General features: G+C 50.5%; 29 protein-coding genes and 2 tRNA genes. 17 read left to right on the forward strand and 14 right to left on the reverse strand.

The annotated features are described in order from the left end of the window. Positions 1-51: 51 nt before the first annotated feature. From EL645_RS15790 to EL645_RS15830, 9 genes are all read left to right on the forward strand, one after another. Complete coding sequence (locus tag EL645_RS15790) at positions 52-495, forward strand: MFS transporter (RefSeq protein ID WP_126551409.1); 444 nt, start codon at positions 52-54, stop codon at positions 493-495. 233 nt (positions 496-728) lie between these two features. After that, the gene (locus EL645_RS15795) at positions 729-1,382 is read left to right on the forward strand and encodes a histidine phosphatase family protein (RefSeq protein ID WP_126551410.1); all 654 of its coding nucleotides are present in this window, start codon (positions 729-731) and stop codon (positions 1,380-1,382) included. Positions 1,383-1,574: 192 nt separating this feature from the next. Then, positions 1,575-4,007, forward strand: a complete 2,433-nt coding sequence (locus tag EL645_RS15800; protein WP_126551411.1) for a DUF4129 domain-containing transglutaminase family protein — start codon at positions 1,575-1,577, stop codon at positions 4,005-4,007. A 179-nt stretch (positions 4,008-4,186) separates the two neighbouring features. Continuing rightward, positions 4,187-5,275 carry a hypothetical protein gene (locus EL645_RS15805; RefSeq protein WP_126551412.1) on the forward strand — a complete coding sequence of 363 codons (1,089 nt, stop codon included), beginning with the start codon at positions 4,187-4,189 and terminating at the stop codon, positions 5,273-5,275. Positions 5,276-5,422: 147 nt separating this feature from the next. Then, a complete protein-coding gene (locus EL645_RS15810; protein WP_136625222.1) occupies positions 5,423-6,124 on the forward strand; it encodes a hypothetical protein in 702 nt (233 codons plus the stop codon). Between the two features lie 81 nt (positions 6,125-6,205). Beyond that, entirely contained in the window at positions 6,206-7,243 is a 1,038-nt protein-coding gene (locus EL645_RS15815; RefSeq protein ID WP_136625223.1) for a hypothetical protein, read from the forward strand. Positions 7,244-7,565: 322 nt separating this feature from the next. Then, on the forward strand, positions 7,566-7,925 hold the full coding sequence (locus EL645_RS15820; RefSeq protein WP_161977393.1) for a hypothetical protein: 360 nt from the start codon (positions 7,566-7,568) through the stop codon (positions 7,923-7,925). A 2-nt stretch (positions 7,926-7,927) separates the two neighbouring features. After that, positions 7,928-8,245 (forward strand): hypothetical protein, encoded by a 318-nt coding sequence (locus EL645_RS15825; RefSeq protein WP_126551416.1) that lies wholly within the window; start codon positions 7,928-7,930, stop codon positions 8,243-8,245. A 233-nt stretch (positions 8,246-8,478) separates the two neighbouring features. After that, a complete protein-coding gene (locus tag EL645_RS15830) occupies positions 8,479-9,012 on the forward strand; it encodes a hypothetical protein (RefSeq protein ID WP_126551417.1) in 534 nt (177 codons plus the stop codon). Between the two features lie 282 nt (positions 9,013-9,294). Here EL645_RS15830 and EL645_RS15835 read toward each other — a convergent pair. Together EL645_RS15835 and EL645_RS15840 are read right to left on the reverse strand one after the other, a co-directional pair. Continuing rightward, positions 9,295-9,379: transfer RNA gene (locus EL645_RS15835), tRNA-Ser, on the reverse strand. Positions 9,380-9,387: 8 nt separating this feature from the next. Further along, a tRNA-Ser gene (locus tag EL645_RS15840) sits at positions 9,388-9,473 on the reverse strand. Positions 9,474-9,643: 170 nt separating this feature from the next. Between EL645_RS15840 and EL645_RS15845 the strand changes: the two genes are divergently transcribed. From EL645_RS15845 to EL645_RS15855, 3 genes are all read left to right on the forward strand, one after another. Next, positions 9,644-9,892, forward strand: a complete 249-nt coding sequence (locus tag EL645_RS15845) for a hypothetical protein (RefSeq protein ID WP_126551418.1) — start codon at positions 9,644-9,646, stop codon at positions 9,890-9,892. Positions 9,893-9,900: 8 nt separating this feature from the next. Then, positions 9,901-10,485: a helix-turn-helix domain-containing protein gene (locus EL645_RS15850; RefSeq protein ID WP_161977394.1), complete on the forward strand. Its 585-nt coding sequence runs from the start codon at positions 9,901-9,903 to the stop codon at positions 10,483-10,485. A gap of 122 nt (positions 10,486-10,607) precedes the next feature. Further along, positions 10,608-11,327 carry a phytanoyl-CoA dioxygenase family protein gene (locus EL645_RS15855; RefSeq protein ID WP_126551420.1) on the forward strand — a complete coding sequence of 240 codons (720 nt, stop codon included), beginning with the start codon at positions 10,608-10,610 and terminating at the stop codon, positions 11,325-11,327. 62 nt (positions 11,328-11,389) lie between these two features. Here EL645_RS15855 and EL645_RS38900 read toward each other — a convergent pair whose 3' ends face one another. From EL645_RS38900 to EL645_RS15880, 6 genes are all read right to left on the reverse strand, one after another. Next, complete coding sequence (locus tag EL645_RS38900) at positions 11,390-11,536, reverse strand: hydrogenase formation protein HypD (RefSeq protein ID WP_136625224.1); 147 nt, start codon at positions 11,534-11,536, stop codon at positions 11,390-11,392. A gap of 53 nt (positions 11,537-11,589) precedes the next feature. Continuing rightward, complete coding sequence (locus tag EL645_RS15860; protein ID WP_126551421.1) at positions 11,590-11,811, reverse strand: hypothetical protein; 222 nt, start codon at positions 11,809-11,811, stop codon at positions 11,590-11,592. A 56-nt stretch (positions 11,812-11,867) separates the two neighbouring features. After that, complete coding sequence (rnhB, locus tag EL645_RS15865) at positions 11,868-12,527, reverse strand: ribonuclease HII (RefSeq protein ID WP_126551422.1); 660 nt, start codon at positions 12,525-12,527, stop codon at positions 11,868-11,870. Then, positions 12,514-12,948: a 50S ribosomal protein L19 gene (gene rplS / locus EL645_RS15870; protein ID WP_126551423.1), complete on the reverse strand. Its 435-nt coding sequence runs from the start codon at positions 12,946-12,948 to the stop codon at positions 12,514-12,516. Before rplS ends, rnhB begins: the two co-directional genes overlap by 14 nt. Before the next feature lie 68 nt (positions 12,949-13,016). Further along, entirely contained in the window at positions 13,017-13,286 is a 270-nt protein-coding gene (gene rpsT / locus EL645_RS15875) for a 30S ribosomal protein S20 (RefSeq protein WP_126551424.1), read from the reverse strand. 325 nt (positions 13,287-13,611) lie between these two features. After that, positions 13,612-14,748 (reverse strand): cystathionine gamma-synthase, encoded by a 1,137-nt coding sequence (locus EL645_RS15880; protein ID WP_126551425.1) that lies wholly within the window; start codon positions 14,746-14,748, stop codon positions 13,612-13,614. Between the two features lie 397 nt (positions 14,749-15,145). Here EL645_RS15880 and EL645_RS15885 point away from each other — a divergent pair, with 397 nt between their 5' ends. From EL645_RS15885 to EL645_RS15895, 3 genes are read left to right on the forward strand one after another with little or no spacing between them, the layout of a single operon-like run. Next, positions 15,146-15,901, forward strand: a complete 756-nt coding sequence (locus tag EL645_RS15885; RefSeq protein ID WP_161977395.1) for an alpha/beta hydrolase — start codon at positions 15,146-15,148, stop codon at positions 15,899-15,901. Next, positions 15,852-17,279 carry a hypothetical protein gene (locus EL645_RS15890; protein ID WP_126551427.1) on the forward strand — a complete coding sequence of 476 codons (1,428 nt, stop codon included), beginning with the start codon at positions 15,852-15,854 and terminating at the stop codon, positions 17,277-17,279. The genes EL645_RS15885 and EL645_RS15890 overlap by 50 nt, the downstream gene beginning before the upstream one ends. A gap of 9 nt (positions 17,280-17,288) precedes the next feature. After that, positions 17,289-18,047: a carotenoid biosynthesis protein gene (locus EL645_RS15895; RefSeq protein WP_126551428.1), complete on the forward strand. Its 759-nt coding sequence runs from the start codon at positions 17,289-17,291 to the stop codon at positions 18,045-18,047. A gap of 220 nt (positions 18,048-18,267) precedes the next feature. On the opposite strand, the gene EL645_RS15900 is transcribed toward EL645_RS15895, so the two are convergent. The 4 genes from EL645_RS15900 to EL645_RS15915 all read right to left on the reverse strand — a co-directional run bounded on the left by EL645_RS15900 (position 18,268) and on the right by EL645_RS15915 (position 20,240). Then, positions 18,268-19,119: a glycosyltransferase family 2 protein gene (locus EL645_RS15900; protein ID WP_126551429.1), complete on the reverse strand. Its 852-nt coding sequence runs from the start codon at positions 19,117-19,119 to the stop codon at positions 18,268-18,270. Beyond that, positions 19,022-19,480: a glycosyltransferase family 2 protein gene (locus EL645_RS44205; RefSeq protein WP_126551430.1), complete on the reverse strand. Its 459-nt coding sequence runs from the start codon at positions 19,478-19,480 to the stop codon at positions 19,022-19,024. The genes EL645_RS15900 and EL645_RS44205 overlap by 98 nt, the downstream gene beginning before the upstream one ends. A gap of 8 nt (positions 19,481-19,488) precedes the next feature. Beyond that, positions 19,489-19,713: a hypothetical protein gene (locus tag EL645_RS15910; protein WP_126551431.1), complete on the reverse strand. Its 225-nt coding sequence runs from the start codon at positions 19,711-19,713 to the stop codon at positions 19,489-19,491. Between the two features lie 113 nt (positions 19,714-19,826). Beyond that, positions 19,827-20,240, reverse strand: a complete 414-nt coding sequence (locus EL645_RS15915) for a lysophospholipid acyltransferase family protein (protein WP_126551432.1) — start codon at positions 20,238-20,240, stop codon at positions 19,827-19,829. Positions 20,241-20,348: 108 nt separating this feature from the next. Between EL645_RS15915 and EL645_RS15920 the strand changes: the two genes are divergently transcribed. Both EL645_RS15920 and EL645_RS15925 read left to right on the forward strand, forming a co-directional pair. Next, on the forward strand, positions 20,349-21,890 hold the full coding sequence (locus EL645_RS15920) for a phytoene desaturase family protein (RefSeq protein ID WP_218031867.1): 1,542 nt from the start codon (positions 20,349-20,351) through the stop codon (positions 21,888-21,890). A gap of 195 nt (positions 21,891-22,085) precedes the next feature. Next, the gene (locus EL645_RS15925; protein ID WP_126551433.1) at positions 22,086-22,529 is read left to right on the forward strand and encodes a DUF4288 domain-containing protein; all 444 of its coding nucleotides are present in this window, start codon (positions 22,086-22,088) and stop codon (positions 22,527-22,529) included. Between the two features lie 74 nt (positions 22,530-22,603). On the opposite strand, the gene EL645_RS15930 is transcribed toward EL645_RS15925, so the two are convergent. Both EL645_RS15930 and EL645_RS15935 read right to left on the reverse strand, forming a co-directional pair. Beyond that, on the reverse strand, positions 22,604-23,182 hold the full coding sequence (locus EL645_RS15930) for a P-loop nucleotide/nucleoside kinase family protein (RefSeq protein ID WP_126551434.1): 579 nt from the start codon (positions 23,180-23,182) through the stop codon (positions 22,604-22,606). A gap of 325 nt (positions 23,183-23,507) precedes the next feature. After that, entirely contained in the window at positions 23,508-24,710 is a 1,203-nt protein-coding gene (locus EL645_RS15935; protein WP_126551435.1) for a rhomboid family protein, read from the reverse strand. Positions 24,711-24,763: the final 53 nt, after the last annotated feature.

Raw genomic sequence — 24,763 nt, forward strand, 5'->3', positions numbered from 1 at the left:
GGAGGATGAGGAGCGTTTCTTTATAATCCCGTCTGGTAGTAAAATTAGGCGTTGGTTTTCACCATCTCCGGATTGGCTGGTGGTATCTTCTCGCTTACCGCACCTCTGTTTGTCAGACGCTGGAGTAAATTGCGCCTTGTCACTACAGTTCAATATCTCAGCGCTCCCTTGATGGTCTTGATTGGTTTCGCTCCTACCTTACCTCTGGCCATTATGGGCGAATATGCGCGTTCTTTTATGCGCACCTTGATCGAGCCAGTCTATGCCGCTTTTGCCATGGAACAGGTCTCAAATCGACAGCGTGCCACCCTGGCTGGCCTCTATTCTGTTACCTGGAGTATTGGCTTTAGTGTTGGTCCGGCTGTGGCTGGCTGGCTGCAAACCAGCATCAGCCTGTCCGCCTCTTTTGTCTATGGGGCCTTCTGTCTCTTGCTTGCACCGACACTTTTACTCCTGTTCTTTGGCCGCAAAAAGTATGCTATGAAAGAGGCTTGATAATAACTGCCTGCCAGCGCGTATATCTATTGTGTAGAGGCTCGTAAGCTTTAGGGAACTATTTCCTGGTAAAAAGCGTTCCAGGGATATGACCTATGTATAGTTATCGGGCTAAGCTGTATAATTTGCCTGAGTTATGCGATAATATTAAGTGAGGGGAAGAGATAACCTCTGATCATTTGATCATTTGGCTGTCCCTGTTCCTTGTTTTAAGAAGGGATTGCACGTAATATATGGCAGCTACCACGCGTCTATTGTTTGTGCGTCACGGCGAAACCCTGGCTAATCGGGATTTTCGCTATATTGGCACACGTGATGATGCTCTCTCTGAACACGGTTTATTGCAAGCCCGTCAATTAGCACAAACATTGGCTATATTACCAGTGGCAGCCGTCTATAGCAGTCCTTTACAACGTGCACGTCAAACAGCACTTCCGATTGCTGAACAACATCAACTTTCAGTACAGACCATAGATGATCTGCGTGAGGGGAATTTTGGGACCTGGGAAGGACTGAGCCGGGCAGAAGTAATGGCGCGCAGTCCACAAGATGAGCAGCAATTATTGGCATGGGAGCAAGATCCAACGCAGTCTCCTCCCCAGGGTGAGAGTTTCGGGCTGGTGCAGCAACGGGTTTGCTCTGCCATCATGCAATTAGTACAGCGCCATCCGGGTCAGACGCTGGTATTAGTTTCACATGTGGGTCCGATCAAGGTATTCCTGTGCCATGCCTTAGATGCTCCCTTAACCTCTCTATCCCGCTTTTTCTTGGACCCGGCGACTATTAGCGTGGTTGATTGGAAGAATTCTCCTCTTGTGCGCCTGGTCAATAGTCATACTCATCCAGGTTGGGAACAGGCACGCTGGTTACAATTTGCTACCATTTAACCTTCTTGATACGTATTGATATTACGTGATATGTGTTGGTCCTGGTGACCAAAGAGTTACATTTGTGGATTGATATGAATATTTGGTCCTAGATAGTAAGGAAGTTACTGCTTTTATTGGCTGTTCAATGTATACTCATAATTTAGTGGTAGCAGTGTGCGTGAGGGTTGTTGTCGTATAGAGGAGTATTTGATGCGTTCGAGCCTTATTGATAGCCAGCGAATCCCAACTGAAGATGAGTCCAGACAACGAGAGTTCCATAAGCAATATCCATCTCGTCCACCAACACCACCTTCGACCCCGCCTCTTAGGGCGAACGCAGCTACCTCTCCCTGGCAATCTATGGCACGCTTTTTTATTCCTCAGGAAGGCTGGCTGGCCTTTCTCCTGCTCGCTATCGCCCTCTATAGTGTAGTGGTGGTAATTGTCAACGCCGAATGGGTACCTTTTAGCTACTTTCTCTATATCTGCCCTGTCATTGGTCTATTCGTTGGTTTAGTGGTTGCTAAACTTCCATATGTACCACAGGCCTTGTTGCATGTGCTGGCCTGTCTGCTAGGGCATGTGCTGGCCGTGTGGGTTACCAGCGCCTATGCTTTTCATGTACCTGTCAGCGTGGTCCTTGAGGGCTTACAGGCAGCTTTTAGCGGCCATATGTCCTCTGAATCGATCATGGTCAGTGAGATCGTCTTCTTCTTTTATCTGGCCTTCCTCTGCTTTTTCTTGGGCTATTTTGGGAGCTGGCTGATCTATCGTGCTCGCTTGCCCTGGCTGGTGGCGTTAGTCTACTGCTCTATTATGCTGGTTAATTTAAATTATGTTAAGAGCGACTACAACTATTTGTTGATAGTGATGTTAGCCCCGTTGATTCTGCTGATTGCGCGTGTCCAATTGGCGGCTCGGTTGATGCAATGGACCAGTGAAGGCTTATATACCGATCGTGTGTGGTTGCGGAAAATGACCTGGCGTTGTATGCAAGCCGCCTGTGTCATCTTATTGTTGACCTTACCTCTGGGTTGGTTGTTGCCTGTAGAGGCGCAACCTGCGAATGGTAAGCAGCTCTGGGATCGGATCAATGTGGCCTGGAATGCGGCTTTGAATGGCAATTTTTCCTGGGATACTATGCGTTCGTTGACCTCTGGCACACCTGATACTACGAACTATTTCGGTAGTCAATTGACGATCTCTAATAGTATCCATCTACCCGATGGCGAGGTTCTCTCTTATACTGCCTCTGATAAAAAATCGCATTATTTGGAAAGCTCTACCTTTAATCAGTTCAGCAATAATACCTGGACAACTTCTCCTGGAGGCGTTGGACAAGAGGAATTCACGGCCAACGCAAGGTTACCATTGGATAATGGGTATGCCTCTAATAATATTATAACAACTACTGTTAATATGACGCAGGCTATTGGTGGCTCTAAGAATTATCTGTTTGCACCTGCTCAGCCTATCTTTTTCAGTGTCCCTACCCAGATTTATACCAGCGGTGGAAGAGGTGGGAGCACGACCAGTGCCTGGACACAATTACAGCCGTTAACGCAGAATGCGAGCTATAGTGTTGTTTCTTCTCTGACTCATCAAGGGACTCTGACTGATGTTCCTCTGCCCGATGATAACACTGAGTACTGGCGTTCAGATCCCTATTATTACTGGCTGAGCGTTTCCTATCTGGGAACGCCACAGGATCTCTCTCCACAGGTTCATCAGACGGCGGCCCAATGGACCGCTGGCGCGACCAATGCCTATGAGGCATTGAAGCAGATTGAAGCTCACCTTAACGATTCCCGTAAATTTAAATATTCAATTGATAATGCACCTATCCCACCCAATAAAGATGTGGTAGATTGGCTGCTGGAAACGCATACAGGCTATTGTACTTATTATGCCAGTGCCATGGCAGTCATGGGTCGCCTGTTGCATATTCCGACGCGCCTGGTGACAGGATTCAGTTCCGGTAAGTATGATGTTACACGCCAGGTCTGGTCGGTAGCTGGTAGTGATGCCCATAGCTGGGTGCAGGCTTATTTTCCTGGCTACGGCTGGTTAGACTTTGATCCGACACCAGGTTTCTCGCCGCAATCCCAGGTTGCGACCACACATGCACCTACCCCGGTGGCGACTCAGCCGGCGCTCAAGCCCACGCCAACCCTTAAAGTGGTACCAACGCCTGTACATTCTAAGCAGCAGCCCAAGCAGGCTCATGGTCAAGCTGTGCGCAATAATGATGCTGGCTCACCATGGATGTTATGGTTGGCATTAGGTTTACTGTTCTGTGCCTTTATCTTCTTTATTGCCGCTGTGATTGTCAGGCGGAGGCGCTTATTGGATGCTACCCGCCCTGCTGTCTCTGGTTTGTTCTGGCGTGCTTGCTGGCTGGCTAGCTGGGTTGGTCTGGGACCAAAGTCATGGCAGACCCCATACGAATATACTGAGATGTTGAGCCGCCATCTACCACAAAAAGAGGCATCGCTCTGGGAGTTGACCGAGCTTTTTGTTCGTGAACGTTGGGGGGCGCCATATCATGCGCCAGGCGAGCACGAAGCCATTTCATTGGCGCGTTCGTGGCCTTCTTTGCGCTCCAGACTTCTGCGTTTATTCTTTTTCCGTAAAGGAAAATAAGCTATACATTGCATTCGAGGTTCGCGCGCTTTTTCTTCTTTCATAATGAAAAATAAATTATAAAGATGTATGGGAACCCACGGATGCATCAATGTTCGTTACTCTCTTGTTGGCATATCGTTTTCTAGATATGAACGGATATGGATAGTTGTTGGGTTGTTGGGGAGAAGAGATGAGCGATGTTTACTGAGCCGATTGTGGAATGTGTCTATGGGTGGGGACAGACACTACAGCTCTATCCCGATCATGTGGATATAGAAGGGACTTCGTACACATTACACGACTTGATTAATTTTAAGCCTGTCTATCGACGCATTCTGGGAGTCCCTTCGATGCGCCTGGAATTGCAGTTTACCTCGGGCCGGGTGGTAATCCGTGGCATTGCCGACATATCGCTGGCCTTAAAAGTTATTGCTTACCTGCATACGTGGAGCGCGGTACATCTACGTTACTCCGTTGAAGAGATTCAATCTATTCCTGAGTTACCTGCTCCTGCTATGCTCGTTGAGCGTACACCTCGTCCGTTGGTGTTGTCAGAGGCCGGTCGGGAGCGTTTCTGGGAGTATGACTCCCATGATCAGCCCACGATAGCGGTCGGCCCTTTTGATGCCATTGTCGATGGAGAAGACGAGACAGTTTCACCCGCTGACAGTACCTCTCCCGAGCTTGCAGTGACTCTGGATGCAGTCACGTCATGGCCGTGGACTGATGAGCGACACCTACAGCATAAGCAGCGCTTACAGCGCCTGCAACGGGAGCGTGAGGCGCGGCTGTATGGTTTCGATATTGAGGACCTGGCTGAACGTCTACGTGCTGGACCGTTGCCACAGATCTCTGTGCCTGCTGTACTTCTGGATGGAGAATGTGCCCACTATAGTATTGAGGCCAGGCTATGCGATGAGGCACCTGGAGAGGGTAAGCGCGCTAAATTAAAGGTTAAAGACCAGGGCAGGCTTGTTTTGACCAATCTTCGCCTGATCTACTTAGGCCGTCAACGCCATATTACACTGAGCTATGAGCATATGCTCCAGTATTCTCCTGTGCCAGGCGCGGTTATGATCTCGACGGCATATTGGCATCGGCAGCAATTTTTTGTTATGCCTCGTCCACTCGAGTGTGCGATGTACCTGGAGCATATCTGGAAGCATTTCCAGGATAAGATCTTGCCGGCCACTCATCAGTATCAGAAACGTGCCCAGACCCAATCGTTGTTCGTACCACCCCCGACTGGAAGCAAAGTGACCAGGGAGTTGCCTGTCATGCTGTAAGATGTACAGTATTTCAAGTGTGGAGTGTATGGTGGGTGGCCGCGGCCGCCCACCATACACTCCCAACCCGGCGCCGCAGGCGCCAAAGGGAGACATGAAAAAGCCCTGAATATGTAGTGGAAGTGTAAAAAAGAGGAGGAAGCTTTTATGTTTATAGATACTCTAATGGCTTTATGGAATATAATATCTCGAGGCCGCATCAGGAAGATGACCGCGACAGCGGTGGGAATAAGTATTGGTATCCTTTGTTTGTTGGGTTTTATCGGTTTGCCAGCGTTTTCACGTTCAACAGAGATCATTCCAGGTATGACGATACCTTCTGGGGTAGATCAAAGCAAGAGCGATGTCAATTTGACGCAGCCACATCCCTGGTCGGATGTGACACCTCCAGAAGTGCCCCCCTTGACGCCAACCGCGTTGCCAATACAGCCCACGCCTACGGTAATCATCCAGGCTCCAGACCAATTTATTCCTGCCCCGCCACGGTTGTTGCCACCACCGCTGCCGGCTCCACCACCTCCTTTCATTCATTTTTATCCCGGCATCCACCATATTCACATTACCATTAAACCTAAACCGGTACAAACCCATCCTACGCCGGTGCCAACCCTTGTTCCTACTATACCTACTGCGCCAGTTGTTGTTCCTACGGTTGTGCCCCTGCCAACGCTTGAAGCTACGCCGACGATCGCTCCGGTGGTACCCGCGCCAACCGCAGCGCCAACGATCCCGTTGCCCTCGCCGCTGGCAACCGCTACCAGTATTCCGCTCTCACCGCTTCCAACGCCAACTATCACTACTACTCCTACCCCGAGTAGTGCTATTTTTGTATCCTGGCGGCAAGGATAAGCAATCGAGTAAGTTTTTTTGCGCTCTGAGCAGGGATGTCTTGCCATCCTCGTCGCTCATGCTTACAGAAAAGGAGCATGTATGTCGCAACGTCCATTGCGTTTTGTTTGGCAAGCACCTGGTACATGGGTTATAGGCATGTTGCAGCCTGGGTACATACTCTTTAGTAAGAGTGCCTTTGTTCCTTGCATGAGAGGCCTGGCACTACTGTGTTGCGTATGCGCTACGGTGACTGTGGCCTCTGGGACGCCAATGACATTTGCTATGCAGGCACAGCCGCCAACCGACTGGAGTTTCTACATGAACTCAACCAGCACCGCTATGTCTTACAATTGGGGCTGCAACATGGGGCGCGCTGACGCCAGCCATTCCCCTGTCATTAACAGCGAAGTGGTGTTAGATTTTGGCGGCCAATTGAGTAATGGCAGCGGTGCGCTAATGATTAATGGCGTCACTATTAGCAATGCACAGATTGAGGCGGTGGCCGAAGAGTTTGCCCACGGCTACTGGCATTGTACCGGGTCAGGCGATACAAGCTCTGTTCTCAAACTTGGTATCGGGACGAATAATTCATACTACGATGTCAGTTCTGCCGGGGGAAAGACCTGGGTAAATATGGTGGCAGCGGTGCAATCCTATAACCATTCGAAGGGATACGATTCCCAGGTGGTCATGATGGGCGCCAACGATATGGAGCCGGGCTTCGGCAGTGCTTCCTCGACTATAGCCTGGGCCCAGGGCTTTGCCAGTGTCAGCGGTTACCTCTATCTTGACTATGGTTCGGCCGATGGTTGTCCTCAGTATAGTACAGGTAATGGTTCCTGTAACAATGGCTGGAATCAGTACCATGAATGGTATCTTAGCTGGGGGTCACCGGCTGCCATTGTGGCGCCAGAAATCTACTATTCCTCCATGGCACGCCAGTGGGCCATGATCAGCCTCTATGCAGCTCAATCTCAGGGTGGTGCAGTTCAAATGCAAGGGCCGATGGATGAATATGATCTGGACACCTCAAGCTTGACCCCGCGACAGGCCTGGTCTGATCTCTGGACCAATCTCAACTATAAATCTTCTACTGCACAGAATATGCCCTTTTCGCTGGAAATTCACCAGGAATAGGCTGTGGTGCGCGCTTATTTTGTTGGTTTAGCGTTCAGGAGACATTATTATGAAAAAAAGGCACACGTGTTCCCTCTATAGAGTACGGTCCAGGTGGACACCGTGAACAGCAGAGGCGTTTTGGCTGGCGGTATCCAATGGGTGCTCATTGCCGCTATCTGTGCCACTTGCATTTATCTGTTTTTATTGGGAATAGTAAGTGTTATAGGCATGTTGCAGCCTGGGTAAATACTCTTAGTAAGAGTGCTTTGTTCCTTGCATGAGAGGCCTGGCACTACTGTGTTGCGTATGCGCTACGGTGACTGTGGCCTCTGGGACGCCAATGACATTTGCTATGCAGGCACAGCCGCCAACCGACTGGAGTTTCTACATGAACTCAACCAGCACCGCTATGTCTTACAATTGGGGCTGCAACATGGGGCGCGCTGACGCCAGCCATTCCCCTGTCATTAACAGCGAAGTGGTGTTAGATTTTGGCGGCCAATTGAGTAATGGCAGCGGTGCGCTAATGATTAATGGCGTCACTATTAGCAATGCACAGATTGAGGCGGTGGCCGAAGAGTTTGCCCACGGCTACTGGCATTGTACCGGGTCAGGCGATACAAGCTCTGTTCTCAAACTTGGTATCGGACGAATAATTCATACTACGATGTCAGTTCTGCCGGGGGAAAGACCTGGGTAAATATGGTGGCAGCGGTGCAATCCTATAACCATTCGAAGGGATACGATTCCCAGGTGGTCATGATGGGCGCCAACGATATGGAGCCGGGCTTCGGCAGTGCTTCCTCGACTATAGCCTGGGCCCAGGGCTTTGCCAGTGTCAGCGGTTACCTCTATCTTGACTATGGTTCGGCCGATGGTTGTCCTCAGTATAGTACAGGTAATGGTTCCTGTAACAATGGCTGGAATCAGTACCATGAATGGTATCTTAGCTGGGGTCACCGGCTGCCATTGTGGCGCCAGAAATCTACTATTCCTCCATGGCACGCCAGTGGGCCATGATCAGCCTCTATGCAGCTCAATCTCAGGGTGGTGCAGTTCAAATGCAAGGGCCGATGGATGAATATGATCTGGACACCTCAAGCTTGACCCGCGACAGGCCTGGTCTGATCTCTGGACCAATCTCAACTATAAATCTTCTACTGCACAGAATATGCCCTTTTCGCTGGAAATTCACCAGGAATAGGCTGTGGTGCGCGCTTATTTTGTTGGTTTAGCGTTCAGGAGACATTATTATGAAAAAAGGCACACGTGTTCCCTCTATAGAGTACGGTCCAGGTGGACACCGTGAACAGCAGAGGCGTTTGGCTGGCGGTATCCAATGGGTGCTCATTGCCGCTATCTGTGCCACTGCATTTATCTGTTTTATTGGGATAGTAAGTGCCGCTCAGATGGACAGTGGGCCGGGGGCGGCGGCAAACAAAGAGCAGGTTATGCAGAAGTTAATTGATGCTGGACGCGCGCATATGCTTTCGAAGGTTGGTAGCCCGAACCAGGTGCCAGCCGTTCAGCCGGCTCCACATCGTCAATCGGGCATTATCAGCATGCGTCAGGGACCTTTCTCTTCGAGCGTTTTCACCGTGCGTAACATGTGGCAAGGATTAGTAGGGAGCGCCTGGACATTGTCCTATACGGGGGCGCAAACGAATCCTGATGGCACACCCGGTTCAGGTGGAATTGTGCTCTATACCGAGACCGTTAATGCGCAGGGCGGCTTTGACTTGCACCCACAGGGCTTTTTCTGGCCCCGGGCGGAACTTCATCTCTGACTATCACTGCAGTAAACGGCAATCTCTTACGGTTGCGCAGTCGAGGTGGCAGCCAACTGACCTTTGATCTTGTGACGCACCAGTTCCATCAATAGCGATTATGATGTTTTCCGATCTCATTTGCAATTATGGCGAGGAAACGTCAGCTACCTGACCTGATAGTTATGTAGAAGGATGCAATGCGCAAACTCAATGCAGGGCTGTTAAATTGTGATGTGTAGTTGTCAGATGCAGGTGTATTTGTGAGTGATTGGGGATAGAAGTAGGTTAAGATTATGTGGGCGGAGGAGGTGGGATTTGAACCCACGAAGGCTTGCACCTTACACGATTTCCAGTCGTGCTCACTAGACCACTATGAGACTCCTCCGTATACAGCGGAGAGAGAGGGATTCGAACCCTCGAGGGCTATTAACCCTACCGCTTTTCGAGAGCGGCACATTCGACCACTCTGACATCTCTCCGTGGACTACTATAACACATCTCTGTGGATGTGGCAAGCATTATTTTTCGCTTTTTTTTGCTTTCTGGCCCCTGCTCAAAAAAATTGATCCCCGCTACCACCAGGATCCATGTATAATAAGCTGGATTTTCATTATAGGGATATACATGAGTATGGGGGAGGGAAGCCTCGATGTCTGAGACTATCCATGAGCAACTACAGTTGTCATTATATATGACTGAGAAGGCGTCTTATGATTCATTGGATATCGTTGATACTGTGTATCCGCACTGGGTAATCAGCTATGTGATGGATGGAGATGTGGTGACCAGCTCCTGTGGTGAGTCCTGGCGGGCTCGGGCCGGGATGTCATGCTACATCCCCCTCAGCTCCCGTTTTCTGAACAGGCTTCTGGTCCTGGGACGCATCAATGGCTCTTAATTGATGCTATGAATGCTCAACATATCGATCTCTTTTACCTCTATCCTGTGTCGCCAGTGGTCTCACTCAGCCCGGCCTCTGCTTTTTCCGCTACCTTTGAATGCCTGCGTGCTATCTGGGCCGACATGAACCTTCCTTTTCGCCAGATTCAGGTTTCTGCCTATGCTTTGCAACTGTGTAGCATGGTTTTAGAAGGTTGGCGGCAGCAGGGCAGCCAGCCACGCCCTGCTGCCTTGCGCACACCGCGCGATCGCTTTACTGATGTAATTCGTTACATGTCACAGCATCTAGAGCAAAAGCTGACGCGCGATGATCTGGCTGCCCTGGTCTACTTACATCCTGGTTATTTTGATCGCGCTTTTAGAGGTATCTATGGCGTATCTCCAATGCAGATGTTACGTGATCTCCGTTTACAGCAGGCACAACGCCTGTTGGAAACAACGGCTTTATCTTTGAATACGATTGCTCTGCAATGTGGTCTGAGTGAGGCCGGTTACTTCAGCCGTGTATTTCGCCAGCGCTATGGTCAGCCCCCTGGTCAATATCGTGAAAGTGCAAAAAGTGCAAAGGAAAGTTATCTGCGTCCATTGTAGGCAGCCCGGATGTTACGTACACTTTCAGCATGCTGTTAAAAGCAATCGGAAACGCCGCTCATGCGCGGCTGTAATGAATCAGGTTTATATAACCAGGCTATTTTTGTAAGGAGGCAGTGGTTATGATTACTGTAGAGCAGCAACGACAATTTGATGAACAGGGTTTCTTTCTTTTGCCTGACGCTTTTCCTGCTACCGAGATTGATGCACTTCGGGCGCGTATCGATCATTTCGCGGCAGCCCATGAGCAACAATTGTTGGAGCATGGTAAAGAAGGTATCAGTCGGCCTAAGGAGATTTCTTTTACGGCCCACCTGGCGGCTAAAGATCCAGAGATTATGAAGTTTGTGGCCCAGGAGAGATTTGCCCAGCTCACTTCTGACCTGTTACGCGATGATGTCTCATTGTACTGGGATCAGTCAGTCTATAAAAAGCCAGAGGCTAAACGGGATTTTCCCTGGCACCAGGATACTGGTTACACGCTGACCGATCCTGCTGAATATATCACTTGCTGGCTGGCATTGGATGATGTAACGCTGGAGAATGGTTGCATCTGGGTTATTCCTGCTAGTCATAAGCAGGGAGTAATCGAGCATACAGATACCGAGATTGGCAAACAATGCTACTTTGGATCAGATCCTGGTGTCCCGGTGCCATTGCAAAAAGGTGGCATGGTCGTTTTTAATTCTCTGCTCTTTCATCGCAGCGGCCCTAATACCAGTTCTACGGTGCGCAAAGGCTATGTTATCCAGTATTCAGTGGCTCATGCTCGCCACGGAGTAACTGGCGAGCCCTTTAATCGTGTCGTGATCGCGCGTGGTGGCCAGACTACCTTTGCCTGATAGCGGCTTACATGCATGCAGCCAGAGGAGTACTTATCGAACCCCTCCTCTGGCTGACCGACTTAGTGCGGTTCAATGGCTAGAAAGACCACTTTCTCTTCGGGTTGGCGGCGTAGCAGGCGAATGACCTCCAGCAATCCATAATAGATCTGACGTTTCCAGCTATATTTACGATGAAGCGCACCTTTAGCCACGAAGGTCTCTGCCACATCCGTTATGATGCGCGCCTGGCCTTCAACTGCATCTCCGGTGATGGTGCCAGTCAGGCTACAGGGAGCGATGGTGACATGTGGTGTGTGGCGTATACGTTTGACCTTCCCATAATCAGCCCCGGTCTCAACATAAAGTATTCCCAGGTGATGGCCGCTCCAGACGGGGTTGCGACAGGATTACCGTTTTTGCGATAGGTAATCAGGTTTATGTATTCGGCATCGTAGAGTGCCCGCTGGGCGGGAGTACAGAGGTGTGAAGCGCGTCTCGACATCGCCGTAGTATCCTCTCCTGAAATCATTATTATTCAATTCTATCACAGGGAAGATCTTAATCGTTTGTGGAGGCGAAGAGTCCGAACATCTCACTGACGGGTGAGAAGCTGCGGCGATGATGTGGTGTTACCCCATGGGTGTGTAACGCGGTCACATGGGCGACTGTACCATAACCTTTATGCTGGTCAAAGCCATAGTGGGGATATTCTTTGTGCAGTTCGACCATCAGGCGATCACGGGTGACTTTGGCGATAATTGAGGCGGCTGCAATGGAGAGACTGCGTGCATCCCCTTTGATAATCGAGCGTTGGGGAAGCGCGACTTTGGGTAAATAAATGGCATCCAGTAACAGTGCATCCGGGGCTGGAGTGAGCTGCTTCAGGGCCAGTCCCATGGCGTGCTTGGTGGCTTGCAGGATATTGCGCTCATCAATTACTGCCACTGAACCGATCCCAACGCCAACGGCCAGCGCGTGTTGCATGATATGCTCATAGAAGCGCTCACGAGCTGCGGGTGAAAGCTGTTTGGAATCATTGACACCTGCGAAGAGTTCCAGCGTATTCTCTGAACGAGGTAGGATAACGGCCCCTGCGACAACCGGACCCGCCAGGCAGCCTCGGCCAGCCTCGTCGAGTCCGGCGATAAAGGAATAGCCCTGTTCATACAGGGCCATTTCTTCCGCAAGCGTAGGGGTTGGTTTCTTACGCGTCTGCATTTTTCTTGGCGGCTTCTTTGGCTGCAATCTGCTTGGCACTCATTGGGCGAATCTCTTTCAAGCGAGCAGCTTTGCCGGTCAGGCCGCGTAGATAGTAGAGTTGTTTACGGCGTACGCGCGCGTGACGAAGTACTTCAATCTTCTCAATACGAGGAGAGTTGACCAGGAATGTACGCTCGACACCAACACCGTTGGTAATACGACGTACAGTAAAATTGCGATTAACGCTGCTACCGCGCAGGCGCATGACCACGCCTTCAAACGGCTGTAAGCGTTCGCGGTTTCCTTCAACCACTTTAACCTGTAGGCGGACGGTATCGCCCGACTTCAGTTCAGGTACATCTTTACGTAACTGAGCACTTTCGATAGCGGTAAGTAACGCCCGCCCTGCTGGCTTTGTTACGACTTGTTTGTCAGCCATCCCTAAAACCTCCTATGCGCCAGTGCTCGACATGTATAGATGGGTGGCAGAGCATTGGGCACTTTCATTTACTTTTCTGCGTTAATGGCATTGAGCTGTTTCATCAAGCGCGATTTGCGGCGTGCCGCATTGTTCTTGTGGATGACACCTTTTTTGGCGGCTTTATCCAACTCGCTGACGGCCAGGCGTACGGCTTCCACTGAATTTTCGTCTGTTGTGCTGATAGCCTGACGAGCTTTGGTTACCTGTGTTTTTACAATCGATTTGGTGCTGCGATTGAATGCGCGGCGTCTCTGTTCCTGACGCATACGCTTTTCTGCAGCTGCATTATTGGGCATGTAGAATCAATCCTCCCCGAAACATCTGCCCCTTCGCGCGGGCTTTCTCACTATAAAAATGCCGACATATCTGTCGGACTTGAGTGCCCGTAGATTATAGCAGAAGTCTCTTTACTATGTCAAACGATAGAGGTACGTCTCTCCTAACCACATGCTGATCGGCTTCAGAAGCTACCATAGCTCGGTTGGCTAGATAGGAGAGTAGATAAATAAGACTATATTAAACTCCGTTAGGGCCAGTAAGAAAGCATCATATCGGAATATATTCCACCATGATGCTTTCATTCAAATTTTTTATCGGTTGAAGAACATCGCTTCGCGTGCTCTAGCGTAGTGCCTGCTCTAGATCGCGTAAGATGTCTTCCGCGTCCTCGATACCCACTGAGAGGCGCAGCAAGGTGTCGGTTAGCCCGCGTGCCTCACGGATTTCCCGTGGAATAGAGCCGTGAGTCATGCTGGCTGGATGGCAGATCAGCGACTCGATGCCGCCCAGGCTTTCGGCAAAGGTAATTACCTCGAAGCGGCGTACGATCTGGTCGACATCCTCAAGTGTGCCTTTAAATTGGAAGGAGACCATACCGCCGAAGCCCTTCATCTGGCTTTTAGCCAGTTCGTGGTCGGGATGGGAAGCCAGACCAGGATAGTACACTTTCTCGACGCGTGGATGCTCAGAGAGGAAGCGGGCTACCGTAAAAGCGTTCTCTTCATGCTGGCGCATACGTACAGCCAATGTTTTGATGCCCCGCAAGGTCAGCCAGGAATCGAAGGGTCCTGGTACACCACCGGCCGCATTCTGATAGAATTTGACGGCCTCATAGACCTCTTTATCTTTGAAAACTGCGGCTCCGCCAACGACATCGCTATGGCCGTTAATATATTTTGTTGTGCTATGTAACACGATATCGGCCCCCAGTTCCAATGGTTGCTGGAAGTATGGGCTGGAGAAGGTATTGTCAACCACCAGCAGAATATGATGGCGATGGGCAATCTCAGCGATCGCTCGAATGTCTACCAGGCGTAACAGTGGATTGGTAGGAGTTTCCAACCAGATCAATTTTGTATTGGGACGAATGGCTTTTTCATAATCTGCAGTTGAGGCTGCCGTCACATAACTGGTCTCGATCTGGTAGCGCGATAAGATGCGCTCAAAGATACGGTAGGTACCGCCATACAGGTCATCGCAGGAGACCATATGATCACCTGTTTTGAGCAGGCTTAATATGGCTTGCTCGGCAGCCAGGCCAGAGGCAAATGCCAGGCCATACTGGCTATTTTCCAGGGCAGCGATACAGTCCTCTAGGGCAGTGCGCGTAGGATTCCCCGAGCGTGAATACTCATAGCCTTTATGTCCACCCAGACCATGCTGGGCATAAGTTGACGTCTGAAAGATCGGGGTCATAATAGCGCCTGTGGATGGATCCGGCTCTTGCCCCGCGTGAATAGCTTTAGTTGAAAACTTCATAGGTTTCTCTCCCCGAACAGCCTCCCCTCATACATCGATATGTGGGACCGCCGCAATAATCTTGATCAACTATATCATCATAACCCTGAAAGCACAATTGACATAGGTAAAAATTCACAGAACATAAGATCATACCGTTGTTCTTATATGGATGGGTCTAAAGTCTAGAAAAGAAGATTCTTGACAAGTTATATTATGCCAGTTATCTATATTTGATTACATTGGTGTGCACAAAAATATTCCTGCAACCTGCTCTACGGGAGATTCGTCCTAGTTGTAGAAGATTCTTATTTGTATGCGTGCGCTGACGCGCCCGAAATATTTTCAGGGTGCTGTGCAGAAAATGCTATGCGAGCATAGCATTTTCTGCACAGCACCCTTGTTGAAAGAGCTTGCCTTGATAGATGATATGACTGATGTGGCTCCGTGCTCGGGCCTGGTTGGTGTGTTGCTGGTACATGGACTCAATGGCGGGAAGAGTGATATGGAGGAGTTAGAGGCGATGCTAGGGGCACATGGTTTTTGCACTGAGACGATTTTGTTGCCTGGCCATGGTACCGATGTGAGAGATATGTTGCCGATTGGTTGGCCTGAATGGGCGCAGGCGGTGCGCGACTCTTTGCATGCCTTGCAAGAGCGTTGTGAGCACGTTTTTTTGATTGGACATTCTCTGGGTGGAGCGCTTTGCTTGCATATGGCCGCTTCCGAGCGGATAGCCGGGGTGGTGACTATGTGTGCGCCGATCTCGATGTATCCGGGTATGCTGGCAGCGGTACGCCTGGTTAAGCGTTTTACGCCCTGGCTTCCCACTATACGCGAGGATGTACGCGATCGCCAGGCCAGGCGTAAGTATACCAGGGGAGTTTATCGCCATACACCTATGGCACCAGTTGAAAGTATGTTACAATACTTACCGTTGTTACGGGCTGAGTTGCCCAATGTGACAGCGCCAATTCTCATTATGACGGCCATTCATGATCATGTTGTGCCAGCGCGTGATGGGCGGACAATTTACCGACTGATTGGCTCACAGGAAAAGCATCTGGTAACGTTTCACCGGTCATACCATGTTATCATGAAGGATCACGATCGCGACGAGGTGTTTGCACGCACGCTGGCCTTTATTCAGCGGCATCTACCTGCTGGACAGTGATTCCCCTTACAATTTGCTGGTATACCTGTATAGTATTTTGGAGCTAGAGACTATCTTGAAACCACATGTTACTAATCCACCAACGCAAGAGCCAGAGACTAAACAGAAGCAGATGTGGCGGTCGGCGTCTCTCTCAAGAGGCGGTGTTGTTCTTTTTCTTCTCCTCCTTTGTTTGATACTCGCTATTAGTGGTCGACAGATCTGGCGTGACTGGCCGTCTACGAATGGTCCTCAGCTGTCGGCGGTCTCTAAGGCTCCTCCTTCGGCACCTGTGCAGGCTCCCAATGGAAATGGCCTGGCTAGCTTTCAGTTACCTGCTGGTCGTACCTTTATTTATGAAGAGTCCGATCATATTTATTCCCTGACTACTGGTGATAATGCGCCGCATGTTCTTCAAACTCCTGGCTATCTCTACAACCGGGCCGTACCGGCTGTAGTTACCCCTGATAAAGAATTGATTTATAGCGGCGATGGCATCTGGGGCATGAGCCTATCTGGTGGCTCTGCCAAACAGCTTGCATCTTTGCCGCCTGATCAGGTGATTACATCGATGGTGGTCAGCTCGGATGGTAGTACATTGGCCTGGAGTAGCGCTCCTAAAAATGGGAGCGGCACTACCTCGCTCTATGCTGGTAAATTGGATCAAACCAGCCGGGTCTATCAACAGCCAGCCAATCAATGTCCTTGCTATCGAGCATTTGCTTTCCTGAATAATGATACCGATACGCTTTTACTTACCAATGATCGTGGCGATCATCGCAGTGCATATTATGGTCTCTGGAAGCTCACCCTCAATCAGGGAGGGACGGCTCAGCCTCAGCCCTTCTTAAGTGATGCCGATCAGCAGGGTCCGCTGGCCCTGGCTCCACGGGGCAATACTTTACTCTATTCAACCTTCCTGGGCTACGTTCCGCTGCAAGAGGAAAACGCACCCGCCGATATTTCATCATTGAGTTACGCAAATAGCCTCTCTGCCGCGTCTACTGATGGAGCGCAAATACGGCCTGACGAGACACGAACGATCTTGCCAGCACAAGATGACCAGGAAAATACCGCTGCTTACCATTGGGTGGCAACCCCTCAGTTCAGTCCCGATGCACAGAAATTGGCTTATGCTGAATTTTCTGTCAGTAGCGAGAAGCATTTTCCACGCCAGTACGCCCTCTATACCGTTGATTTGCAGGGAGCGACCCAGGCGAAACCACAGCTCCTGGTTACCTCTACGGCCCATTATATGGAAATGGGGAGCTGGCTGGATAATCATACCGTCACCTTCTATGCCGATAATGCGCTTTACGCCCTGGACACCCAGAGTAACAGTGTGGCTCTGGTAACAGCGACCGGCGCGTATGCCCACGTTATTGCGGTTATAGAATAAGAGGCGATTGTGAAGCGTATCTCGACAAGTCAGCGCGCCTTGTTTGTCGCGCTGGTCATCATATTTTGTTTTTGTTATCCCTTTGCGGTAATCGGGGTGGCTTTCGATGTCAAGCCGCCCTTTTCTTTAGATTGGGCCGGTAGCTTCCTGCTATTTTTAGAAGGATGCATTTTACTGCTGGCGGCTATGTTATGCTATGGACCTCTCCCGGCATTAATAGCGGGCGCATGTGTAATTATCTTTTCCTACCTGGTTGAAACTCTGGGCGTTAACACCGGTTTCCCCCTTTGGGAGTTATCGCTATACCCCTGTTTTGCTTCTCGCCTCCCGGGTGGTGTCCCACTGGCTGTGATGTTTGCCTGGATATTGATCGTCTTTGGTGGCTATGGCATCGTGAAACGTCGCCTGCCTGTTGGACGTGGCATAGATATAGGGGGAGCATTGCTTGGCGCGATGCTAGCGACGCTTTTGGATCTGGCGATTGAACCTGTAGCGGCTCATGTTGTGTTTTATTGGCGATGGTTGGCTCAGGGTCCCATGGACTACTACGGGGTGCCGTTGATGAATTTTGTGGCATGGTTTGTGGTCGCGTTCGTGCTTGTGGTTGTGTTGTATGTGGTATTGGGCGGGATAAACGCTGAGCGTTTTTCTTTACACGAACAGGGGGTCTGGGCGCATGTGCAGAAGATGGGAAAAGTTGAACGGCTAGCAATGCTGGCCCCTCTTGTGTTGTTCCTTTGCAGCCTGTTTTATGTTCGGGCTGGTTGATCTTACCCATGGCTACTATTGGGGCGCGTTTGAGCGCGCTCGGCGCAGTACTCATCATCGCCTTTGTGCGGCGTTCCCACAAGTTTTTTCTTTTTATGCCTACTAATGAAACTCTACATTCATAGCTGTATGGGCATAATGGCCTGATAGGCTGATTGATCCCGCCCATCCAACCAATGCGGTCCTGCATTGATTGGATGGGCACCGTTTTGTCATACAGCTAGGCGGGATAATATCTGCCTTTCCAGGCGGTTCCGGTCTTTCGATAGTGCCAGCGGATCGAATTAAGTAAGATCAGGCATTCTAGTGCAATTGAGAGCGGATGGAGCAGGCTGCACCCCAGGGCCCAACCGATTCTGTTTTGATTGAAGCGCAGGGCCAGCAAGATGCGCATGATGATTGGCAACAGAGTAGCTAGCAGGGCCAATATGCTAAGCAACGTATTGCTCGCCATGAGCAGGTTTGCGCAGAGGATGCATTGCGGGACGACGAAGAGGAGCAGGTTGAGTAGCAGTGCGCCCAGGGCAAATGGGAGTGAGTAATTATAAAAGGCAAATAGATTTTTTGAGAAGCCTGACCAGACCTCGTCAAATGAATGATACATACGACACTGAATGAGCTCCAGCGCATCAGCATAAGCCATGCGATAGCCCGCTTCCTTGATGGCGCGCGCCAGTAGCACATCCTCCAAAATTCTACCTTTAACCGCGGCGTGCCCACCAATTGCCTGATAAGCGTCGCGCTGAAAGCAGAGCATTTGTCCATTTCCGGTTGCCAGGCTGGGCTCTGGTCGTAGCGGTATCAGGGCCACAGGCAGCAGGGTCAGAATGGTAAAGTTGAGCAACGGAACGATTAAATGCTCACCCAGGCTACCCAGTATCTGTTCTGGCTGGGCCGAGAGCAGTTGTACTTTACGTTGTTGCATCTGCCGCATGACAGCTTTGACCATCGTTGCATGATGAATGGTGTCCGCGTCAGTAAAGAGGATGTATGCTCCCTTTGCCTGTTGGGCCAGTTGATAGCAGGCAAAGTTTTTTTCCGATCCATCCCGGTGGTAGTGGCTTGCCCTCAATCAGACGTAAGCTGGTAGTCGGCTGCGCAGGGAGCTCAGTGATCAGGCGCCCTACGATTGTGGCGGTTTGATCACTGCTCTGGTCGTTCAGCACTATGATCTCGATCTGACTATACTGCTGGGCGAGCAATGAGCGCACACAGGCCTCGATGTTTGCTGCTTCATTGCGAGCCGGGATCAGGACCGAGACCAACGGTTCTACTGTCTCCGTTGCGCCCTCTTGCGTGGCCCGCAAACGGGTAAAAGTGCAGAGATTGATCAGTAAAATAGTAAAGTTGATAAGTAAGATAAATAAGACAATGCTTAAAATAGCTGGTATGATGGCAGAAGTGATCAGGCTTGCTGGTTCAAGAGAGAGCATGTTTACCTCTATTGATGCTGAATTTGTTTGCGTAAGAGTGCCGCATCAAACATTCTATTGGTTGATGCTCGACCGCGCAAGATCTGGGTAAAGCTGGCATAATTGCTGTTAATGACATCAGTACGTAGCTGGTCCAGCTCCTCGGTAACTTTTTCTTGTAGACATGCGGTGTAGTGTTTTAAGAAGCCCCGCGTCTGTAGCTCTGTTTCTCCGATTAGCAGCGGTTTACCCATGCTGATATAAAGGTCCGGCCTCTGCTCTGCCCGGTATTCAATCCGAATAGCCAGGGGATATACCAGCGCGGGAGCAGCTAACCTGGCGATCTGGGCCGCTCCACTAAAGAAAGTCAGTGACGGTAATCATTTGGAAAAATTTCGCCCTGGGGAAAGAGCCAGACCATGTGTCCAGGCCGTTTTTTGAGTAGTTTGCTGGCATAGTGAATGGTTTGCATGGCTGAACGTGGATTGTGGCGGTCAACTGAGAAGCAGCCGATCCAGCGAAAGAAGAAATAGCGCTTGAGTTGTGGCTCTTCCATCATCAGGTAGCCATCCAACTTCAAGTGGCGCTCCACCAGTGCACCCACATAGCCATCCCACCAGCTGGAATGGTTTGCGCATATAATAATGGGGAGGCGGCGTTGTTCTTCTGTCAGCGTTTCATGCATGCGGAAAAATACGCGATCAAAATGACCTCGCAATGATGTATGTATTAACAACCAGACCAGTTTCTCGCCCAGCGGAAACTTACGTGCAGGTATCATTTATGGCTGTCTCCTTACCCATCCTGGATTGGTATCCACATCCTACAATAGGATATCTGAAGGTTCTGAATACTATAAATATAATGAATATTATACAGAGGTATGAGTATGTCTGTACATAAAAAGATCATAATTGTCGGTGCGGGAATCGGGGGCATGTCGGCCGCCATTCACCTGGCGGCTCAAGGACATGCCGTTACGCTACTAGAACGTCAGCCTCGGGTAGGCGGCAAGCTCAACCAGATTGAGCAGGATGGCTTCAGCTTTGATACTGGTCCCTCGCTGATTACGATGCCCTATGTGCTGCGTGAGCTATTTCAAGCGGCTGGTCGTCGCCTTGAGGATTATCTTGATTTGCAGCCCCTGGATGAGACCTGTCGCTATTTTTATCGCGATGGCGCTATCCTGCATGCCTGGCGTGACCGGCAGCGGTTTGCGCAAGAGATAGCGCGCTTCAGTCAGCATGATGCTGAGGCTTTCTGGCGCTTTTTCAACCAGGCACGCACAATTTTTGCCGCCTCGGCTGATCCTTTTCTCTACAACAGCCTGGGTAGTCCATTAGATGTGTTCCAGACCTTCCTGCGCTTCGTCTGGCGCGGACATTACACTACTCCGGAGGGAGAACAGGATGAGCCAGGAGAGCGGCTCAGGGCGGTGCTTACCGCGCTCTCTCCATCCACATTAGATCAGCATGTCGGCTCTTTTTTTGAGGATGCGCATATTCGCCAGCTCTTTGATCGTTACGCCACCTATAATGGTTCATCGCCCTACCAGGTTGCCTCTGTCTATAGCATCATTCCCTATGTTGAACTGGCTGACGGCGGTTGGTATCCCTGTGGTGGCATCTATGCCCTGGCCCGGGCCCTGGAGAAGCTGGCTAAGGAGCTAGGAGTAACGATTGAGACCAGTTGTGAAGTTAGTCGTATCCTGGTCGAACGCGGCCGCGCCACTGGTGTTGTGCTGGATGATGGACGCGTGTTGCGTAGCGAGCTGGTGGTGGCCAATAGCGATGTCGTGACAACCTACCGGGAATTGCTCTCGCCCGCTGTACGCAAGCAGCAGCGTGCGCGGCGTTTAGAGCAGCTTGAACCATCTAGCTCAGGCTTCGTCCTGTTGTTGGGAACCCGCAAACAGTATCCTGAGCTTGCCCATCATAATATCTTCTTCTCAGATGACTATCGGGCGGAGTTTGTAGATCTATTTGAGTATAAGATTCCCCAGCGCAATCCCACGATCTATATCTGTGCCACCACACGCACGGATGCCAGCCAGGCGCCTGCGGGACATGAAAATCTGTTTGTGCTGGTCAACGCCCCTTATCTGACCGCTCGTTCTAACTGGCAGCGAGACGCTCCTGCCTACCGAAACCTGGTACTGGATGCGCTGGCCCGTTATCCGCAGATCGAGCTGGCAGATATCAGAGAGAATCTGGTCTATGAGCAAATTTTGACCCCGCAGGATTTTCAGCGCAATTATGGTGCCAATGCTGGTTCCATTTATGGACTTTCCTCGAACGATCGTATGGCTCCCTTTACGCGGCCAGGCAATCGGGCTTCAGATGTCCAGGGACTCTATTTTGTGGGTGGCAGTACTCATCCTGGTGGGGGCGTGCCCTGGTTATGTTGTCTGGCAAGATTGTGGCGGGCCTGATTGCTGAGGATATTAGCTAATTGTGATATCCATAGCTGGCACATATGATTGGTTTTTACAGTTTGTTACGGTTGTATATACTTGTCTTTGGGTTCGTGTTAGAATGCTCGCACAAATGCTTGCTTAACTAACTAATAAGATGGATTTGTTGATCATTGACGATGCACACGGAGTTAGACAGAGAGGAGCCTCCTCATGGCGAATATCCCCGAAAATGTAAAATGGTATCTGGCCGAGCTACTTGAAGAGATCCAGATCGAAGGCGAAAGCGAGAATTTGGTCCACAATAACCTGGTGTTGATCCGCGCTGATTCGCCTGAAGAGGCGTATCGCAAAGCCCTGACCAGAGGCCAGGAGCTAAACGATAACTATGAAAATCCAGACGGGAAAAAAGTTAAGGTCACTTTCCGTGGCCTGAGCGATCTAAACGCGATTCTGGATGAGCTCGAAGATGGGGCTGAACTTGCCTATGAGGAGATGACGGGCCTATCCGAAGCTGAAATCGCCGAACTGCTGCCCGAGAAAGATCAACTGGGTGTTTTCCAGCCCGATGAAGCTGACTCTGCCAGCCAGGATCTTTCTCCTTCAATATTAGAAGAAGCTATGCGTATCGTTCGCAATTCAGAGCACAATCAATAATCTGGTAATCCAGGCGTACGGGCGTGGCCGCGCCCGTACGCCTGGAAGCGACACTATTCCCATTATCATGGGAATCAAATACCTTGCGAAAGAGCCGCTTGAACTCGTTGGAGCACATGCTCATAATCAAAACTGTCAGGGGTGGTAGTATCAACCTCAATAATCTGACCATCCAGCGCCAGCGGTGTGAGACGCCCCTGTAGGAGCCGTTCTTTATTTCGCTCAATCCATTCCAGATCGCTATGCTGATGACCAACGTGGCGCTCTACTGCCCCCATACGTGCCAGAAAACGCTCTACGAGTACTCCTCCATCTGCCTTACAGAGAATTTGTAGCGGCGCAAAATCGTAACTACGTTGCAGTTGAAGAAACTCGGCACTCCTTAATTCGGGACGACCAAAAAATCCCTCAACGATCACTGCTTGACCTGCTGCTAATATTGAGCCTGCCACATAATAGAGGAGCTTAAATGTTGCCGGGGCTATCTCTAACGAAGATGCATTGCTTTGACCATCCAGGGCATCAAAAAGTGTCTCATACATCCCATCGCGCGAGAACACGGGAAGCCGTACATCTGCGGCGAGCCGTCTTGATAGCGTGGTTTTCCCTGTGCCTGGCAGGCCATTTACTATTACCAACACTGGTTTGCCCATGCTGATACATCACCTTTCTTTGAAGATCTCTTTCAAGGGATATATCATAATCTATCCGTCAAAAAAAGCATAATCGAGGCAGCGCCTTTTTGCAGAGTACAAGGAGTGAGGGAGTCAAGCAGGGGGGTAAAGGGCATGGATAGGATCACCCTGTCTTTGTGCCGTGGTGATAGTAACGGTACATTGATAGGATCAATGTGACTCAGCCGGGTCACAGCGAGATTGCAAGCCCGACTCCCTATTCTTAGTGTAATGGATAAAACAAGAAGCAAGCAGCATTATTGGTGATTACTTCTTGTTTGCGTATTCTTGCGGAAAAAGTGACTTAAAAGAATATTCGTCCACGACGTGAACGAGGCATTAATATGTAGGCCAGGATCATACCTGCAACCAGGCCACCAATATGGGCCGCGATAGCTATCCCGGTGCCCGGGGCGAAGCCATAGATCAAGTTGATGGCCAGCCAGAACATCCACTGCCCAATGGCCCCGGTTCCTGCCGCACCTAATGCGCGCCGATTGAGCAGGTAGAACATGCCGATCGCGCCAAAGATACCAAAGATAGCGCCTGAAGCGCCAACTGCGGCCCCCGTTGGACTCATGACCAGGTACGTTACACCTCCCAATATACCTGATACAAAATAGATGACCAGGTAACGCCATTTGCCATAGATAATCTCGACACCTCGACCTACAAAGTAGAGAGAAAGCATATTCAAGGCAATGTGAGCAATGCCATTGTGCAGGAACATGCCGGTAAAGATGCGCCAGTATTCTCCATTATTGATGATATAAGGGTTTATCTGAGCGCCAATATTAACAATATTTGGATCAAGTGTCGACCAGATATAGATCAGCACATTGACCGCGATCAGGATCAGTGTAACCAGGCTAGGATACTGATTTAATGCGAAGCGGGTTCGCACTGCCTGTCTGCGCATGGGATTGGGCTGTGACCACGATGGCGCTGCCGTTCGCTCACCAGCTTGTTTGCTATTGTCAGGCGTGGCAATGGTAGAGGCTTCCGACGCTGGATTGTTCGCAGTGACCTGTGGGCTGGGACGCTGAGGTTCTAGAGGTGGGAAGCAGTTTTCAAAACGACCTCCGTAGGAGAGACGTGTAGCACGGGCCCGTGCCAGATTCGCATCATAGTCCTGTCCATTGGCGCGCAGCAGGTAGGAGCGCAATGCATGCAGGTAGCCGCCGCCTGGATCGCTCTCGATGGCCTTGTCAACACTTTTCAGGGCTCGATCGTAGCGACGATCCAGCAACTCTAGTAGCGCCTGGGCGGTCCAGCCTTCCGTGCCGCCTTCCGGCTGCAATTCTTGCACACGGCGACAGGCCATCTGCACCACGCCATAATTGCCAAGGGCCAGGTTGGCCTCTGCCAGGCCCAGGTGAACCTGAGGATTTTCAGTTTCCAACTGGGCCCCATGCGCGTAGGCAATGGCAGCCTCTCTGCCCTTGCCCTCGGCCAGGGCTTGTTTCCCCTGTTCTAGATAATTTTGGAGTTCCGTTTGAGCTTCCACGAGATTTCCTCCCAATATGCCATCGTTTGCGCCGAGCAATCCTGGCGTCTAAC

The sequence above is a fragment of the Dictyobacter kobayashii genome (genome assembly GCF_003967555.1).
In the GTDB taxonomy this organism is placed as follows: domain Bacteria; phylum Chloroflexota; class Ktedonobacteria; order Ktedonobacterales; family Ktedonobacteraceae; genus Dictyobacter; species Dictyobacter kobayashii.

Bases quoted from the DNA above. Each gene is read 5' to 3' on its own strand.
- EL645_RS15825 (WP_126551416.1), top strand. From the start codon at position 7,928: ATGGTGGCAGCGGTGCAATCCTATAACCATTCGAAGGGATACGATTCC.
- EL645_RS15850 (WP_161977394.1), top strand. From the start codon at position 9,901: ATGAATGCTCAACATATCGATCTCTTTTACCTCTATCCTGTGTCGCCA.
- EL645_RS15915 (WP_126551432.1), bottom strand. From the start codon at position 20,240: ATGATACCTGCACGTAAGTTTCCGCTGGGCGAGAAACTGGTCTGGTTG.
- EL645_RS15910 (WP_126551431.1), bottom strand. From the start codon at position 19,713: ATGGGTAAACCGCTGCTAATCGGAGAAACAGAGCTACAGACGCGGGGC.
- rpsT (WP_126551424.1), bottom strand. From the start codon at position 13,286: ATGCCCAATAATGCAGCTGCAGAAAAGCGTATGCGTCAGGAACAGAGA.
- EL645_RS15805 (WP_126551412.1), top strand. From the start codon at position 4,187: ATGTTTACTGAGCCGATTGTGGAATGTGTCTATGGGTGGGGACAGACA.
- rnhB (WP_126551422.1), bottom strand. From the start codon at position 12,527: ATGCAGACGCGTAAGAAACCAACCCCTACGCTTGCGGAAGAAATGGCC.
- EL645_RS15820 (WP_161977393.1), top strand. From the start codon at position 7,566: ATGACATTTGCTATGCAGGCACAGCCGCCAACCGACTGGAGTTTCTAC.
- EL645_RS15800 (WP_126551411.1), top strand. From the start codon at position 1,575: ATGCGTTCGAGCCTTATTGATAGCCAGCGAATCCCAACTGAAGATGAG.
- EL645_RS15795 (WP_126551410.1), top strand. From the start codon at position 729: ATGGCAGCTACCACGCGTCTATTGTTTGTGCGTCACGGCGAAACCCTG.
- EL645_RS15860 (WP_126551421.1), bottom strand. From the start codon at position 11,811: ATGTCGAGACGCGCTTCACACCTCTGTACTCCCGCCCAGCGGGCACTC.
- EL645_RS15855 (WP_126551420.1), top strand. From the start codon at position 10,608: ATGATTACTGTAGAGCAGCAACGACAATTTGATGAACAGGGTTTCTTT.
- EL645_RS44205 (WP_126551430.1), bottom strand. From the start codon at position 19,480: ATGCTCTCTCTTGAACCAGCAAGCCTGATCACTTCTGCCATCATACCA.
- EL645_RS15810 (WP_136625222.1), top strand. From the start codon at position 5,423: ATGTTTATAGATACTCTAATGGCTTTATGGAATATAATATCTCGAGGC.
- EL645_RS15930 (WP_126551434.1), bottom strand. From the start codon at position 23,182: ATGGGCAAACCAGTGTTGGTAATAGTAAATGGCCTGCCAGGCACAGGG.
- EL645_RS15920 (WP_218031867.1), top strand. From the start codon at position 20,349: ATGTCTGTACATAAAAAGATCATAATTGTCGGTGCGGGAATCGGGGGC.
- rplS (WP_126551423.1), bottom strand. From the start codon at position 12,948: ATGGCTGACAAACAAGTCGTAACAAAGCCAGCAGGGCGGGCGTTACTT.
- EL645_RS15880 (WP_126551425.1), bottom strand. From the start codon at position 14,748: ATGAAGTTTTCAACTAAAGCTATTCACGCGGGGCAAGAGCCGGATCCA.
- EL645_RS15845 (WP_126551418.1), top strand. From the start codon at position 9,644: ATGTCTGAGACTATCCATGAGCAACTACAGTTGTCATTATATATGACT.
- EL645_RS15815 (WP_136625223.1), top strand. From the start codon at position 6,206: ATGTCGCAACGTCCATTGCGTTTTGTTTGGCAAGCACCTGGTACATGG.
- EL645_RS15925 (WP_126551433.1), top strand. From the start codon at position 22,086: ATGGCGAATATCCCCGAAAATGTAAAATGGTATCTGGCCGAGCTACTT.
- EL645_RS15830 (WP_126551417.1), top strand. From the start codon at position 8,479: ATGAAAAAAGGCACACGTGTTCCCTCTATAGAGTACGGTCCAGGTGGA.